Genomic DNA, 15,477 nt, shown 5'->3' with positions numbered 1-15,477 from the left:
ACAATTCACCTTTTTAAATACATCTGATATGGAGATATTGGTGCCTTCATAAGCCAAATACTCATGATCAAAATTGATTTCAAGAAAGATATTCTCCCTCATCTTATTGCAGTATCCATTTTTTTGGTGCTAACGATTTTACTTTTTCAACCCGTATTTTTTGAGAATAAAGGGCTTTATCAAGGCGATATTTTACAATGGGAAGGTGGAGCCAAAGAGCTTTTAGATTACAGAGACCAAACCGGAGAAGAAGGCTTATGGACCAACTCGATGTTCAGTGGAATGCCCGCTTACATGGTCAATGTAAAATGGGGAAATGAATTGATTAAAGTAACTCATGCGATTTTAAGCTTTGGTCTTCCCCACCCCGTTCGGATTGTTTTTGTTTCCATGGTGTCTTTCTACATCATGTTACTGTGTTTTAGGGTGAGGCCCTATTTCGCCATTATTGGAGCTGTAACCTTTGCTCTTTCCTCGTACAATATCATAGGTATAACTGCTGGACATAACGCTAGAATCAGCGCTGTTTCACTTATGCCCCTTGTTATGGGAGGCATTCATCTTTGTTTCACGAGGAATAAATGGCTAGGCTTTAGTTTAACAGCACTCGCCTTAGCCATGCAAATGAGGGTAAATCACCTTCAAATCACTTACTACTTGGCTTTTGTCGTAGGCATTTACGGACTTATTCAACTGGTTTCTGCCATTAAAAACGGCAGACTACCTGAGTTTGCAACGAGGCTTGGCTTGCTGGTTTTGGCAGCAGTTTTGGCTGTAGGTACTTTTTTCGGGGAGTTTTATACCACTTATGAATACGGAAAATATTCTAACCGAGGAAAATCTGAGCTTACTCAGCAAACAGATGAAGAAATGAATAAGGATGGCCTCTCTAAATCCTATGCCTTTATGTACAGCAATGGCATTTCAGATCCTTTCACCTTATTTATCCCTAATGCTTTGGGCGGAAACTCACCATTAGGCTCAAACTCGCATATAGCCAATGAATTGAGAAAAAATGGAGCAACTGAAGCTCAAGTGCTCCAAACTATTTCCCGATTGCCAACTTATTGGGGTTCAGAATCACCAACAACCTATTATGCTGGAGCCATTATGGTTTTCTTATGTGTGGTGGGTATTTTCTTTGTTGAAAGAAAGTATGTCATCTGGCTTCTGAGCATTTCTCTGTTGGGTATTTTATTGAGTTATGGCAGAAACTTTCCAAGCTTGAATTATTTTCTCTTCGATTACTTTCCTGGTTACAATAAATTTCGCTCGGTAACCTTCACTATTATTCTACCCATTTTTGGAATCATCTTCTTGGGCATGCTAGGCTTGGAAAAGGTGTTTTCTCAAAAGCTGAATAAAGATATTCAGAAGAAGTTATTGATAGCTTTAGGTTCTACCGCTGGCTTGGCACTGTTATTTGCAATCATTCCAGGCATTCTAGGTTTTAAAGCGGCCTTTGATGCTCAACTGCCTCCAGAGTATGCTAGTGCGCTTCAAGATGACAGAAAATCGCTATTAAGAGCCGATGCTTTCCGAGCTTTCATCTTCATTACACTTTTCACTTTGGCCTATGCGCTGTTTGCCATAAACAAAATTGGCAAAGGACTGATGTATGCCGCCATGATTCTTCTTGGCATTCTCGATGTTGCTCTAGTTGCCTCACGATTTATTGGTGATTCCAATTTCCAAAGAACACCAAGGCAGCAGTTTTTCGCAGAAAGCAAGGCAGATCGTTTTATAGAACAGAATGAAAAGCCAGGAGACAGAGTGTTGGATTTGACGGCCGCCAACTTCTACAATGCTCGTTCTGCATATCACCACCATACCGTAAATGGCTATCATGGTGCAAGGCTGAGAAGATATCAAGAGCTGATTGACAAGAGTATTTTAAGTGAAGTAGAAACCGCCACCAGGACCATTAAAGGAGGCAGCAATAACTTCAACAATCTGGAAGTTCTCAATATGCTAAACACTCGCTATTTCATCATTAACCCAAACTCAGACCAAGGAGCTATGGTGAATTCTTCGGCCAATGGAGCAGCTTGGTTTGTAAGTGATTTGGTGAAAGTAAAAGATGCAGACGGTGAGTTTAATCAAATGGACAACCTGAATACGAAAACTTCAGCAGTGGTAAACATATCGGAATTTGATATAAACGAAAACAACTTAAATACTGACGGAAACATCCAACTGAAAGAATATCATCCAGGATATTGGAAATACACGTCCAACAATTCAGGAAAAGGCTTTGCTGTATTCTCAGAGATTTATTACCCGAAAGGATTTAAAGTAACCATTGATGGCCAACCTGTTGAAATGCTGAGAGCAGATTATGTTTTAAGAGCTTTGGAAGTTCCTGCTGGGCAACACGAAATCGTTTTTGAATTCAGACCTAAGATTTTCACCACAGGAACTGTAGTTATGAAAATCTTCTCGATTTTGGTGATTCTACTTTTCTTAGCTACGGTTTACTTCAGTTTAAAACCCCAAAAAGCAGCATAAAACGAAAGACATAAAAAAGCGGTTTTGTCTATGAGCACATTGGCTTTAAGACAAAACCGCTTTTGTTTTATGATCGGGTTCTAACTATTAATAAACCTTCTTCCCGTTTAAATAAGTAGCTTTTACTTTTAGGTTTCTCAACTCCGATTCTGGGGCTTTCATCATATCCTTTTCAGTAATTACGAAGTCAGCAAATTTACCAGCTTCGATCGTTCCTTTCTCATCTTCTTCAAAGTTGGAATACGCAGCCCAAATGGTCATGCCACGTAAAGCATCTTCCCTACTCAACTTATTTTCTGGCTGCCAGCCCCCTTCAGGCCAGTTTTCAGCATCTTGACGAGCAACCGCTGCATGAAAACCATACATTGGGTTTATATCTTCCACAGGAAAATCACTACCCAAAACGATATAACCATTTTGATCCATTAAATCCTTGAAAGCATAAGCCGTTTTCACTCTTTCTTCACCCAATCTCTCAGCTGCCCAATACATATCGGAAGTTGCGTGAGTAGGTTGAACTGAAGGAATCACATTGTATTTACCAAACTTATCAATATCGTTTTTGCTCACCACTTGAGCATGTTCAATCTTCCATCTTAAATCATTTCCTTCAGGAAGATATTTTGAATAGATGTCTAAGATAACGTGATTAGAATTGTCGCCAATGCAGTGCGTATTCATCTGAAAACCCATTTCGTAGCTGATTTTTGCCAGCGTATCGTACACATCTACATCCGACAATAAGAAGCCAGCATTCCCAGGATCATCAGAATAATCTTCCAAAAGGCTTGCACCTCTTGAACCTAAAGCTCCATCGCCATAAACTTTGAAAGAACGAACGTTAAGCTGATCCGTTTTGATTTTTCCACGCTTCTGAAAATAAGCGATATTCTCTTGACTTGGCGCCACCATGGTGTACAACCTCATTTTCAATTCACCTGATTTATTCAGTGAATCGATCAATTCAATGGTATCTACTTCCAAACCAGCATCCACTACAGAAGTTAACCCAACAGCAAAACAGTTCTGCTGAGCCATAATTAAGGCTTCAACCCTATCCGCTTGAGTTTGTTCTGGAACATATTTACTAATTAAATCGATGGCGTTATCTACCAAAACACCTGTTGGTTCTCCGTTTTTATCGAAGTAGATTTTTCCTCCGTTAACAGTTTTTGTATTGGCAAAAACCTCGCTCTGACCCATAGCAGCAGAATTTGCTAAAGCAGCATGGCCATCAATTCTGGTCAAGAAAACAGGCACATCTGGAAAGAGTTTATCCAGCTTTTCTTTTGAAGGAAATTCCTTTACTTCCCAATCATTTTGGTCCCAACCACGGCCGAGAATCCAAGGTTCATCGGGGTACTTTTCTCTATGGGCTTGAAGGATCTCCAGAATTTCATCGAAAGACTTACTGCCTACTAAATCCGCATTTTTTAAGCCTAAGCCGTAACGGTAAAAGTGAGCGTGGCCATCTATTAGACCTGGGTAAACCGGAGCCTTTTCCATGTTGATGGTTTCATCGGAAGTGTACTTCTCTAAAATTTCTTCATCGCTACCAACGGCTAAAAATTTACCATCTTTTACAGCAAAAGCGGAAGCCACTGCAAAGTCATCGTCTACGGTATAAATCGTAGCATTGTGGATAATTAAATCGGCCTCGGTTTTTCCTCCACAAGACCATAAAAGCGCAAGTACAGCAGTTAAGGTTAATATTTTCTTCATTATTCGAATCTTAAGTGTTTTACTGAATCTCCTGAATCCCTCAATTCTCTTAGCGAATCGATACCGATATCGAGGTGATCATTAACAAAGCCCGAAGTTACTTTTTTATCGCTTTCTTCCGTCTTCACTCCTTCAGGAATCATCGGATTATCAGAAACCAACAACAGAGCTCCATGAGGGATTTCGTTCACAAAGCCGACCGTAAATAAAGTAGCAGTTTCCATATCAACAGCCATGGCTCTAATCTTTCTCAAATACTTTTTAAATACCTTATCATGCTCCCAAACCCTTCGGTTTGTAGTGTAACAAGTGCCTGTCCAATAATCACGCTCGTGTTTTTTGATCATAGATGAAACCGCTCTTTGCAATCTAAATGAGGGAAGTGCGGGTATTTCTGGCGGCATATAATCATTACTGGTTCCTTCACCACGAATAGCGGCTATGGGCAAAATTAAATCACCGATTTCAGTCTTCTTTTTTAAGCCCCCACATTTACCCAAAAAAAGTACGGCCTTTGGATGAATTGACGATAGAAGATCCATTACCGTAGCGGCCATGGCGCTTCCCATCCCAAAATTGATAATGGTTATATTTTCTGCAGTAGCCGACTGCATTGGCCGATCCTTTCCACGAACTTCAACCCCAAACTTATCGGCAAACATCTGCACGTAGTTTATAAAATTGGTGAGAAGAATGTATTCTCCGAAGTCCTCATTCGGCACACCTGTATAACGAGGTAGCCAGTTGTCAACAATTTCCTGCTTAGTTTTCATATAGTATTTGGGTTCAATTACTTTTGCTCAATGGATTTGCTTAACCTGCCAGCTTACGAATATCGCCTTGAAAAGAGAGCCGGCAAATTAGTCATTTTTGACCCGATCAGGAAAAAGTTTATTGTACTCACCCCTGAGGAATGGGTAAGACAGCACTTTGTGAACTTTCTAACCAAGCACTTGGGCTACCCAATGGCTCGAATGGGTGTAGAACTCGGAAACAGATACAATGAGTTAAGAAAACGCTCTGACATAGTTTTCTACGATCAAGAAATGAATCCATTTATGATTGTGGAGTGCAAAGCCCCGCATGTGAAAATCACGCAATCCGTTTTCGACCAAATTTCAGTGTACAACAAAACGCTTAAAGCCAAATTACTGATTGTCACAAACGGGCTTCAACATTACGTTTGCCAATGCGATCACAACACTTCTCAAATCACTTTTTTAGAAAAATTACCGAGTTACGAGGAGTTAAAGCCACTTTCTTAGAGAAACTTCCTTTTTGTAAAGTCTCATTTTCAAGGGCTTAAAAATTCGTTACCCGTTAGGCTAGTTTTTTTTATCAACTCGCTTGGGTATGTGAAGTCTATTAGATTATATTTGCACTCCTCTTACGAAAGAGGAAGTTTTAGCAACCCACGGAGAGATGGGTGAGTGGCTGAAACCACATGTTTGCTAAACATGCGTGCGGGAAACTGTACCGGGGGTTCGAATCCCCCTCTCTCCGCTGAAAGGCTTTGATGAAAATCAAAGCCTTTTTTTTATTTCATCAGATTATTCTTTGGCATTGTACCATATTGGGGATGGTTTCTTGGGCCATTCTTATATATTAGGGTTCACTTAAACCTTAAAACATGACTACATTTAGCAGCTCTACGGGAGGCCCAATTGGCAGTAGTGATGCCACCTCAAGAATTAATCAATTCAAATCGCAACACTCTACGCTTACCGTTTCCAATTCCCTCGGTAAAGAATATATTTTAAAAATGGCCCTGTTTTTTGAAGAGAATCCAGAATATACAGGGGTTGTTATTTTCAACAGTATTTCACCCGACACAGGAGCCATAAAACCCATTTTCTATCCCAGAAAAGACAACGGCAATTTGGGCAACTTTAAATCAGTACTAGGTTCTGGCAATGGATTTGACGATCCTGTAGGAATAGATTTCACAGCAGAATGCCCTTCAGAATGTACATGTGAACCCGATGACCCTGAATGTATCGTATGAGAAATCCATATATGATGTTTTCAGCTATGACCTGCATCATCCCAATAATAATCACCTTCGTTGTTGGGATGATCTATGGCTTCAAAAAACGCCCAACGAAACTGTTTTGGGCCTTAGCTTCTCTCTCTATATTTTATGGTATATCTGAATATTGCGTGACTAATTTTTTATCGTGGCCCATTGCAGATGGATTAAAAAGCAACCAAATTTTACTCGTCCCCTACCTTCCACTTGAACTTACATTCATCAGTTTGGTATTAAAAACCAATAAGCGCGTGCTTTCCAATACCTTCTTTGTATTAAGTCTTGTTGGCCTATTTATTATTATGGCTTTAGAGCATTTTTGGTGGCAGAATGCTTGGTTTTCGATAACCAGAAGTTACGAAGGCATTGTCATTTTGATACTAGCCTCAAAATGGTTTTACAACTCATATTCACTCAAAGAAAGAAAGCTTGAAAATCTGCCTGAGTTTTGGTTTTGCGTATCCATTCTCACTTTGCACATTCCCTCTTTGGTTATTATTTCAACCAACTTTTTAGTCTATAAAATAGATGTAGACGTTTACTCACTTTTGTACAGAATCAAAGACACCTTCAACATCATTTCAAAAGTTCTATTAGCGGTTGCCATATGGAAAAGTAAAAACAATTTTGAACTAAGAGGTAAATCAACCCTTCAGAAGCCCATTATCTCTGAAGAATAGAATTCATAAAACCAAACTGGATTGATTTTTCCACCACAATTCATTAAGAACTTTTACCTGCATTATCTCTTCAATTTCTGTAAAAAGAACTGGCTGTTTATTAACCAGCCTATTGCAGGAAAAAAATAAGGCTTCAAAGTCACCTTTGAAGCCCTCCATATCACATCACATAGTTAAGAATTTTCAGAGAAGGCATAGTAGCCTTCCCTGATCTTTCGTTGTAAAACCATTTTTGAAAGAAAGTCTTGAAACTTTTAATTTGCTTCAAAATCTCGCTTAGAAATCCGATTTCATTAGTTGAGTCTCTAAGAATATTAAATATCCTTAGTTCCAATTAACGCCCAAAGCTTGGATTGAACAAGAGGAATAATAAGCCAATCAAAAAGTTCTTTAATTCACTTATTCCATCCCTAAAATTGTCCTAACATGTTCATTAATGTTCGCTATATTTTATGTGTACAATGTACACTTTTTACTAAATTCGAATTAGGTCTAAGAATTTGTGCAAATCGGCTTTCAAGGCAGACATTTCAACAAATTGCCACTTCTGTATAAATAGTATAATTCAAATTAGAAATTTACTGATTAACAATTTCTAGATTTTGAAAAAGAGCCACATTCCGTTATTTGCGCTCTTCAATCGGTACAGACCTATAATAATAGAATATGTAACCAGGAGAAAAATTCAGTATTCTGGGGATAAGCTCAGTTCTGAATTATTTTAAACTGATAATGATAATAAGCTTACTTGTTTCGAATATCTTTAGGCTAGCTTCACAAAAGCTAGCAGACCTTAACCAAATCAGATTTTTTTCAAACCGATCGACCAAAACGGCTTTGGTCATTGCTGTATGGAAACGAACCTAATTTTTATTGTTGTTGCTGCCTGTAGCATTCTTTCTGCAGGTTTGGTTTTTTTCTATGTAAGGGACAAGTTGCTTACCAATAGGAAATTTAAGCCTATTGAAGTGAAAGAGGCTGAGGCAATGGTGAAACGCCTTATCAAGAAACGTTATGGTAGTCAGAAGAACTACATGCGTTTATTCTATGAAGACTTCGTGAAGCTTTTCCCTCAATTTAATGAAGAACATTACAGCTACACTTATCTTTTGCAATGCCTAAGTCCTCAGAATACTCGTTCGAATGCCGATTTAATTGAATGTGCCCTCACATTTTTCGAAAAGCCTTTGATTGTTGTAGGCAGCATCAATCATGAAATGATGATGGAAAGAGAGTCACAATGACCCCCTTTCCTATTAATCTTATTTTTGCTTCAAATCTCTTGAACTCGAAAGAATTCGTTCTGCTCTGAAAATACCATCTGCGGCCTGCAAAATCTTCATTCTCAATTGGGCATTATAATCAGGATGATCTTCCAAAAATGCTCTCACCGTCTCTACAGCCTCAGGAGAATTGAAACCACCCAAATTTTGATCTAACCATCTTTTCGGAAAGAAGATATCACCCGTCTCCTGAATTTCTTTCAAAAGCTCCAAACTAGGCAATATATAAGCTTCTGACTCCTTTCTTCTGGAAGGGTGATGCAAATAGCCTAGCGCAGAAAGCACCCACGATTCGGTTTCTCTATTCTTCTCATCTTTAAGCAACTCGAAGAATTGATCTCTCACTTTTTTATCGTTAGAAAGAGCAGGCCTAACGAATTCAAATCTCTTTTGAGTATCGGGATTTTTGATGTTTGCCATTTGTTCATCCAGAATCTCCTTTTCTTTATTTGGCATTTTTATCGCCAATTGACTTGCCAAAGAAACCATGTCGTTTTCAGAAAGATTTAATCCATCAATCTTCTTTTCGCCTTTCCAAATCTGGTAGAGTAAATCCGTATTCTCATCCGAGATTATAATTCCTCTAAAGCTGTTAAAGAACATCTTTTTCTCACTTGGCTTATCGGCTAAGTTGGTCATGGCATGGTAAAGTAATTTCTCCAAATCAGGAGATACGGAGGCCCGTTCTTCTTCCGTTAGAAAATCCCAGTAAATCCCTCCAAGTTGGCCCAGAGCCAAGTTCAACAACAATTGATTCTTCTCTCTAGAAATCACCCATTCAATGGTTTCGATGTAACCAATGCGCTTAATTTTTCCTTCAAGAAAGTTCTCGTAAAGATTTACTAAAGCCACTCCCCTTTCCAAATCAGTCATTTTTTCATACTTCTGGGTAATCATGCCCATATCGATTTCGTAAAGTCCATAACCTCTACCCTTCGACATTAATAAAACATCAGCTAACTTCTGAATGGGCAAATCCACATCAGTAACAGAATCCTTAGAAATGATTTTCTTTATGTATTTAGTGCCTTGCAACCAAGCGCTAGCACCAAACTGCTGAGGCCAAACACGGCCTTCTCCCATCGGATCAACTTGTTTGAATTTCAGTTGATTGAGCATTCCGCGCTCTCTTACAATTTCAGCTTTAAACTCTGGCCTTCCTGGCGTATTTACCCAAACCGCGCTCCACTGTTTTAGGTCTTCTGGAGTTTTCTTATCCAGAATGTTAATCAAATCTGGCCATGTAGCATTTTTGAAAGAATAGGCTTTTAGGTATTCCTGAAGCCCTTCCTGAAACTGTTTTTCCCCAACAAGCATTTCCAACTGGCGCATCATTATAGGAGCTTTATTGTAAATAATTGCTCCATACATTTGACCCGCCTCATTCAAGTTATTCAATTCTTGACGAATTGGGTTGGCGCCCTCGGTTCTATCCACAGAATAAGCTGATGGATAATGCCTAACCAAGAAATTCAATTCATGATCGATTTCTGGGAAGCTAGGATTCACCATTTTGGCGGCCATAAAATTGGCAAACACCTCTTTGGTCCACACATCGTTGAACCAATCCATGGTAACCAAATCGCCAAACCACATATGAGCAGTTTCGTGACCTATTAAGCTCGCTCTACCGAGCAATTGCGATTGAGAAGGGTCTTCATCTAGCAAAAGGCTGTTTGCCTGATATTGAATGGCTCCCACATGCTCCATTCCTCCATATTGAAAGCTTGGGATAAGCGCAAAATCGAACTTCTTGAAAGGATATTTTATGCCTGTATAATCTTCAAGCCATTTGATAGATGCATCGTGTAGATAGAAAATCAAATCCAAGTTTCTCGCTACTTTAGCCGAATCGGTCTCTCGGTGAAGCATAGTCATTTGCCTTCCACCAACCGATCTGTTCACTGATTTAAACTCTCCAGCAACAAAAGAAAATAGGTAAGTACTGATCAAGTCAGACTTTTCGAATTCGATGGTCTTTCTGCCATCCTTTGCATTCAACAAGCCCACAGGTGCGTTCGCAATGGCATTCCAATGTGAAGGAATATCCAACGTAAGCTCGTAGGTAGCTTTTAAATTGGGTTGATCGAAGCAAGGAAATGCTGTTCTGGCTCTATCGGGAACAAAAAGGGTATAAAGAAAATCCTCCTTGCGGTTTAATGAACTTTCACCGGCAAAGAAATTGATCCCCACAATGTTCTTTCCTCTTCTAAGTTTTGCCTTATCAAGCACAAGGTGTTCATTCCTGAAATCTATATCCAAGGACTGATCATTCACCAAAATCGCCTTGACTTTATCTGCCGATTCCCTGAAATCAAGCAATATATCTTCAGAGATATCATTCAGCGTGAAAGTCAACGTTTCTAAGGCTTGAATCGGTTGTTCAACATTTTCAGGAATACGGAACTCCAATTCATAATTAATGTCTGAAATCTTCTCCTTTCTGGATTTAGCCAAAGTAAGAGAAACCCCATTTTCAATTCCGTCCGTTTCTTTCTTATCGTTTGAACAGGCAAATGCAAACAAAAGCAGGCAAAAGAGCCCAAAAATTCTCTTCATCATATCAGTACAAAATCCTTTCTAAGTTCAGGCGGAATGCCAAAATGCTCATCGATAAAGCCATTCATATCTTCTTTGGTTTGCTTTGAAAGCAACGCATTCATTTCTTCCAAAGCCAATTCACCAATCATATATGGCGGCATAAATTTCGTTACCAAACGATCACCTTTAAAACAGGCAGCCATTTGATACTCCGTCATTTCTTCTTTTGGCGTATTGTGAATCATGCAATGTGTTAACCATTGATCGGGCTCTTCGGGATATTCTTCAATTCTACTCTGAACCCCAGCAAAATCAACATTCTGCATCATATACTGAGAAAGGTTCTGCATGCTTTCAGCTGAAAGGCTATCCTTCATTTTCTCATAGCAAACGTTGCAAATGGCGTATTCAAACAGAACTTGTGTAGAATCTAAATTGGGATAGCGCTTAAACACCTTTTCAATCATATAATATCTATCACCTTTCAATACTTCATAATCGCATTGAATGCAGTGAGTCATATAACCTTTGGTATCGGAATTAAGAAAGACTTCCGGAATAGGAAGCCCCTCTTGGTATTCTTTTTCTTCTTCCATTGGGGAGTTGAAGGTTTAAAGTTGAAAGAAAGCTGATCTTATTTTTTAGCTACCATGGTAGAGGCAGCCTGAGCAGCAGGGAAAATGATGGTATCGCTGATGTTAACATGGGCTGGTCGTGTAACAATAAAGCGGATCAAATCTGCAATATCCTCGGCTTGAAGGGCTTCGAAACCTTGATAAACAGATTTTGAACGATCTTCATCACCTTTGAATCGAACCAAAGAAAACTCAGTTTCTACCAAGCCAGGACATACTTGGGAAACTTTCACGCCAGTACCATTCAAATCCATGCGCATACCATTGTTGATTGCATCTACTGCATGTTTGGACCCACAATACACATTTCCGTTAGGGTAAGCTTCTTTACCAGCAATAGAACCAATGTTCACTACATGCCCTGAACCTCTATTCACCATTCCCGGAACTACAGCTTTGGTTACATAAAGCAAGCCTTTTACGTTGATGTCGATCATGGCATCCCAATCATCAATATTTCCTTCGTGAATTTTAGATAGGCCGTGAGCGTTTCCAGCATTATTGATCAAAACATCTATTTGTTGCCAAGCCTCCGGAATACTTTCAATGGTTTCCAAAACCGCATCTCTATCCCTTACATCAAAAGTCAACTGCAAGGTTTCCACTTCCAACTTGGCAGCCAAAGCCTCAAGTCTTTCCTTTCTTCTTCCACAAATAATAAGGTTGTAACCTTCCTTTGCCAATGCTTCGGCTGTAGCCCAACCAATACCAGAACTGGCTCCGGTTACCATTGCTATTTTGTTCATGCTTATGCTTTAATTCTTTACTTCCGAATTTAGAAGAAATAAGCGTAAGACGGAATTAATATGCTTGCGAATGGTTAATCGGTAAAATGAAAATAGAGGGTGAAATTATGAGTTGTGATTTGGCCAATGCCGTTAGAGTAGAAATTACTACCAGGATTAAGCACATTCATTAAGCCGCGCGAGTAACGGATTTCGGGTGCAAATTTGAAGAATTCGAAATAGCTCTCTAACCCAAAGCCCACTTCTACTTTAGCATTGGCTTTTCTGATCTCAAGTCTGTCAGCAGTACCAATATCTTCAGCTTTACTTGCTCGCAAAGAACCACTGAACCCTGCAATAATGTACATTCTATCGTTATTTCTTCTGATGGAGCGATACTTCAGATAAATGCCCGGCTCAATTCTGGTACTTTCTATCAATTGCTCGTCAACCTCCCCATTGGTCATGTTGTAATCGACCTTATTTTGATAAAGGCCAATTTTCACAGGAACCAAACGCACAGTCCATTGGTCTTTAATTCTGAAATTGACCATAAACCCAAGATTGAAACCAGAGTTTACCTGAGAAGTAATGGAAGAAACATTGTCATAGGCGGTTTTAGCAAAAGCATCGGAATACTTTATACCGTAGTAATTCTGATGGAAGCCCAAGAAGAAACCGTATTTCACCGGTTTTTCATCGCTACCTACTCTATGCATTACCACAGGTGCCTTTTGAGCCGATAGGGTTTTGCTGATCAGAAAAACTGAGAACAGAATTATTTTTGCCCGATGTAAATAGAGCTTATTCCAAAAGTTAGTGGCTTGCATTGAGACTTTTTAAATCCTACTTCACTCAAAATATCGAGGAATCTTTGGCCATCAGGAAAAGCGGCAACCGATTCTGGTAAATAGGTATAAGCCGACTGATCTTTTGAAACGACCTTGCCGATAATCGGAAGAATTGACTTGAAATAAAAATTGTATAGTTGCTTCATTGGGAAAACTCGGGGCTGAGAAAACTCAACAATCACCGCTTTTCCGCCTGGTTTCAGCACTCTATACATATCGCTTAGCCCTTGCTTCAGATTTTCGAAATTCCTTACGCCAAATGAAACGATAACGGCATCGAAGGTATTGTCTTCAAACAAAAGCTTCTCGGAGTCGCCCATCTGCATATCAATGATATGATCGTAGCCTTTGCGCTTCATTTTTTCTCGGCCAATCTCCAGCATACCTGCGGAAATATCTACTCCTACTACTCTGTCAGGATTTAGGGCTAAAGCTTCAATGGCAAAATCACCCGTACCTGTTGCGATATCCAAAATCTGCTTGGGCTGGTCAGCCTTGAGCAATTTGATTGCCTTTTTTCTCCATAGAATATCGATACCGAGGCTAAGAAAGTGGTTCAAAAAATCATATCGATGGCTGATGTTATTAAACATTTCTGCCACCTGCTCCTTCTTACTCGCTTGCTTCTCTTTGTAGGGTACTACAGCCATTCTTCTGATTTTGGGTGCAATAATACGAAGGAAACAGGGGGTTCGGGAATAATGTTGCAATTTATGCACCTGAAAAGCTCAAATAATCTGTCAGTGCATGGAAAACTGCACAAATAAAAAAGCCACGAAGTTTAAAACTCCGTGGCCAAATCATTTTGATGGAAATGTCGCTTAAGCGATTTCCACTAATTCAATATCGAAGATCAAGTCTTTACCTGCTAAATCATGGTTAGCATCAATAACTACGATTTCTTCTTTCACTTCTTTTACCTTAACCGGAACCTGCTGACCATTTGGCTGGCTCATTGCCAATTGTTGCCCTACGTGAGGGTTCAAATCTTCTGGCAGATTGCTTTTTGGTACATCGAAATATAATTCTTCATTCACCTCTCCATAGGCCTCAGCGGCAGGGATTTCTGCGGTAACTTTCTGCCCTACTTCCATTCCGTTTACAGCTGCGTCAAAGCCTTTGATCATCTGGCCTGCTCCTACCTGAAAAGCTAGGGGCTCTCTTCCTTCAGAAGAATCGAAAACTGATCCATCTTTAAGTCGTCCAGTGTAGTGTACTTTAACGTTATCGCCTTGTTTTGCTTTTGACATAATGTTTGTTTTAAATTTTCCTTGATTTACAAGAAGTTGCAAAGTTATAAATCATTATTGCAATGCCCAGTAATAACAAGAAAAGCTAGGAAATAGATCAATCCATTTTCATCATTAACTTTGTAGCATGTTTGAAAACGCCAGCTTTGTAGTAAGCAACACCGACTATCAGAAATGTCCCAAGCCCGACAAGGCTGAGTTTGCCTTTATTGGGCGTTCCAACGTGGGCAAATCTTCTTTAATCAACATGCTGACGCAACAAAAGAACCTAGCCAAGACTTCGGGCAGGCCTGGCAAAACTCAGCTCATCAACCATTTTATTATTGACGACCAGTGGTATTTGGTAGATTTACCAGGTTATGGTTATGCTAAAACCAGTAAGAAAAACCGAGAAGATTGGGGTAAAATGATTCAAGATTACTTGATGCAAAGACCTAACCTTCAAATTGTTTTTGTATTGATAGATAGCCGATTAGAACCTCAAAAAATCGATATTGAGTTTATCAATTGGTTGGGCTCTGAAGGCATTCCTTTGGCTCTGATTTTCACCAAAGCCGACAAACAGTCAATCAACAAAACCCAGCAAAGTGTGGCTCGATTTAGAAAAACGCTTAAATCCACTTGGGCCGAACTTCCTATTATGTTTGTAAGCTCATCGGAAACAGGTTTAGGACGCGAAGAGTTGATAGAATATATTGACAGCGTTCTTAATAATTGAGGTTTTACTTGCACCATTGGCAAACCGTGAACTTAATTTGAAACTTTATTGAATACGAATTACTATATGAAATTTGAAGACATAGCCGCAGTAACAGGAAAAGGTGGTTTATTTAGGATTGCTAAACCAGGCAGAACTGGCATTATCCTAGAATCTTTAGACAACCAAAAGAAAAAAATTGTGGCTGGAGCCGATGCACAAGTTTCGGTATTAAGCGAAATTTCCATTTACACCCACACCCAAGAAGGCAGCACTCCATTACCTGAGGTAATGCGCAATATCCACAGTGAGTTTGAAGGAGATACAGGCTTGAGCAAGACCTCCGATTCTAAAGAGTTAAAATCTTTCTTAGCCCATATTCTACCTGACTATGACGAAAGTAGAGTGTATGTTTCGGACATCAAGAAACTCGTTACTTGGTACAACCTTTTAGCTAAAGATTATCCAGAAGTTTTTGAATCAGAGCCAGAAACTGAAGAGAATTCAGAAGAAGAAAACAAAGATTAATAAACTGCCGGTGAAAGCCGGCTTTTTT

Annotated in this window: 15 protein-coding genes and 1 tRNA gene; 8 read left to right on the top strand and 8 right to left on the bottom strand. The window is 39.4% G+C overall.

Annotation, left to right across the window (positions count from 1 at the left end; genetic code table 11):
- Positions 1-63: 63 nt before the first annotated feature.
- On the top strand, positions 64-2,508 hold the full coding sequence (locus ACXACJ_RS03955) for a YfhO family protein (RefSeq protein WP_475132973.1): 2,445 nt from the start codon (positions 64-66) through the stop codon (positions 2,506-2,508).
- 87 nt (positions 2,509-2,595) lie between these two features.
- Here ACXACJ_RS03955 and ACXACJ_RS03950 read toward each other — a convergent pair whose 3' ends face one another.
- Positions 2,596-4,230 carry an amidohydrolase gene (locus ACXACJ_RS03950; RefSeq protein WP_475132972.1) on the bottom strand — a complete coding sequence of 545 codons (1,635 nt, stop codon included), beginning with the start codon at positions 4,228-4,230 and terminating at the stop codon, positions 2,596-2,598.
- Positions 4,230-5,003: an AMP nucleosidase gene (locus ACXACJ_RS03945; RefSeq protein WP_475132971.1), complete on the bottom strand. Its 774-nt coding sequence runs from the start codon at positions 5,001-5,003 to the stop codon at positions 4,230-4,232. The genes ACXACJ_RS03950 and ACXACJ_RS03945 overlap by 1 nt, the downstream gene beginning before the upstream one ends.
- A gap of 30 nt (positions 5,004-5,033) precedes the next feature.
- On the opposite strand from ACXACJ_RS03945, the gene ACXACJ_RS03940 reads away from it, so the two are divergent.
- The 5 genes from ACXACJ_RS03940 (at position 5,034) to ACXACJ_RS03920 (ending at position 8,183) form a co-directional block, all read left to right on the top strand.
- Positions 5,034-5,495, top strand: coding sequence for a type I restriction enzyme HsdR N-terminal domain-containing protein (locus tag ACXACJ_RS03940; RefSeq protein WP_475132970.1), 462 nt, complete (start codon positions 5,034-5,036; stop codon positions 5,493-5,495).
- Between the two features lie 151 nt (positions 5,496-5,646).
- Positions 5,647-5,733 (top strand) — tRNA-Ser (locus ACXACJ_RS03935).
- A gap of 127 nt (positions 5,734-5,860) precedes the next feature.
- Positions 5,861-6,235 (top strand): hypothetical protein, encoded by a 375-nt coding sequence (locus ACXACJ_RS03930; RefSeq protein ID WP_475132969.1) that lies wholly within the window; start codon positions 5,861-5,863, stop codon positions 6,233-6,235.
- The gene (locus ACXACJ_RS03925) at positions 6,232-6,939 is read left to right on the top strand and encodes a hypothetical protein (protein ID WP_475132968.1); all 708 of its coding nucleotides are present in this window, start codon (positions 6,232-6,234) and stop codon (positions 6,937-6,939) included. The genes ACXACJ_RS03930 and ACXACJ_RS03925 overlap by 4 nt, the downstream gene beginning before the upstream one ends.
- An 851-nt stretch (positions 6,940-7,790) precedes the next feature.
- A complete protein-coding gene (locus tag ACXACJ_RS03920) occupies positions 7,791-8,183 on the top strand; it encodes a hypothetical protein (protein WP_475132967.1) in 393 nt (130 codons plus the stop codon).
- A gap of 18 nt (positions 8,184-8,201) precedes the next feature.
- On the opposite strand, the gene ACXACJ_RS03915 is transcribed toward ACXACJ_RS03920, so the two are convergent.
- From ACXACJ_RS03915 to ACXACJ_RS03890, 6 genes are all read right to left on the bottom strand, one after another.
- Positions 8,202-10,784 carry a M1 family metallopeptidase gene (locus ACXACJ_RS03915; protein WP_475132966.1) on the bottom strand — a complete coding sequence of 861 codons (2,583 nt, stop codon included), beginning with the start codon at positions 10,782-10,784 and terminating at the stop codon, positions 8,202-8,204.
- Complete coding sequence (locus ACXACJ_RS03910; protein ID WP_475132965.1) at positions 10,781-11,359, bottom strand: hypothetical protein; 579 nt, start codon at positions 11,357-11,359, stop codon at positions 10,781-10,783. The genes ACXACJ_RS03915 and ACXACJ_RS03910 overlap by 4 nt, the downstream gene beginning before the upstream one ends.
- Positions 11,360-11,397: 38 nt before the next feature.
- On the bottom strand, positions 11,398-12,144 hold the full coding sequence (locus ACXACJ_RS03905) for an SDR family NAD(P)-dependent oxidoreductase (RefSeq protein WP_475132964.1): 747 nt from the start codon (positions 12,142-12,144) through the stop codon (positions 11,398-11,400).
- Positions 12,145-12,218: 74 nt separating this feature from the next.
- Positions 12,219-12,953, bottom strand: a complete 735-nt coding sequence (gene porT / locus ACXACJ_RS03900) for a type IX secretion/gliding motility protein PorT/SprT (RefSeq protein WP_475132963.1) — start codon at positions 12,951-12,953, stop codon at positions 12,219-12,221.
- Positions 12,902-13,624: a bifunctional demethylmenaquinone methyltransferase/2-methoxy-6-polyprenyl-1,4-benzoquinol methylase UbiE gene (gene ubiE, locus ACXACJ_RS03895; protein WP_475132962.1), complete on the bottom strand. Its 723-nt coding sequence runs from the start codon at positions 13,622-13,624 to the stop codon at positions 12,902-12,904. The genes porT and ubiE overlap by 52 nt, the downstream gene beginning before the upstream one ends.
- A 171-nt stretch (positions 13,625-13,795) precedes the next feature.
- The gene (locus ACXACJ_RS03890) at positions 13,796-14,224 is read right to left on the bottom strand and encodes an FKBP-type peptidyl-prolyl cis-trans isomerase (RefSeq protein WP_475132961.1); all 429 of its coding nucleotides are present in this window, start codon (positions 14,222-14,224) and stop codon (positions 13,796-13,798) included.
- Positions 14,225-14,351: 127 nt separating this feature from the next.
- Between ACXACJ_RS03890 and yihA the strand changes: the two genes are divergently transcribed.
- Entirely contained in the window at positions 14,352-14,942 is a 591-nt protein-coding gene (yihA, locus tag ACXACJ_RS03885) for a ribosome biogenesis GTP-binding protein YihA/YsxC (RefSeq protein WP_475132960.1), read from the top strand.
- Positions 14,943-15,008: 66 nt separating this feature from the next.
- Complete coding sequence (locus tag ACXACJ_RS03880; protein ID WP_475132959.1) at positions 15,009-15,449, top strand: DUF5606 family protein; 441 nt, start codon at positions 15,009-15,011, stop codon at positions 15,447-15,449.
- Positions 15,450-15,477: the final 28 nt, after the last annotated feature.

The organism is Roseivirga sp. AWQ4_251 (genome assembly GCF_056158225.1).
The sequence above is the reverse complement of the archived record's forward strand: the minus strand, read 5'-3'. Positions and strand labels throughout refer to the sequence as shown.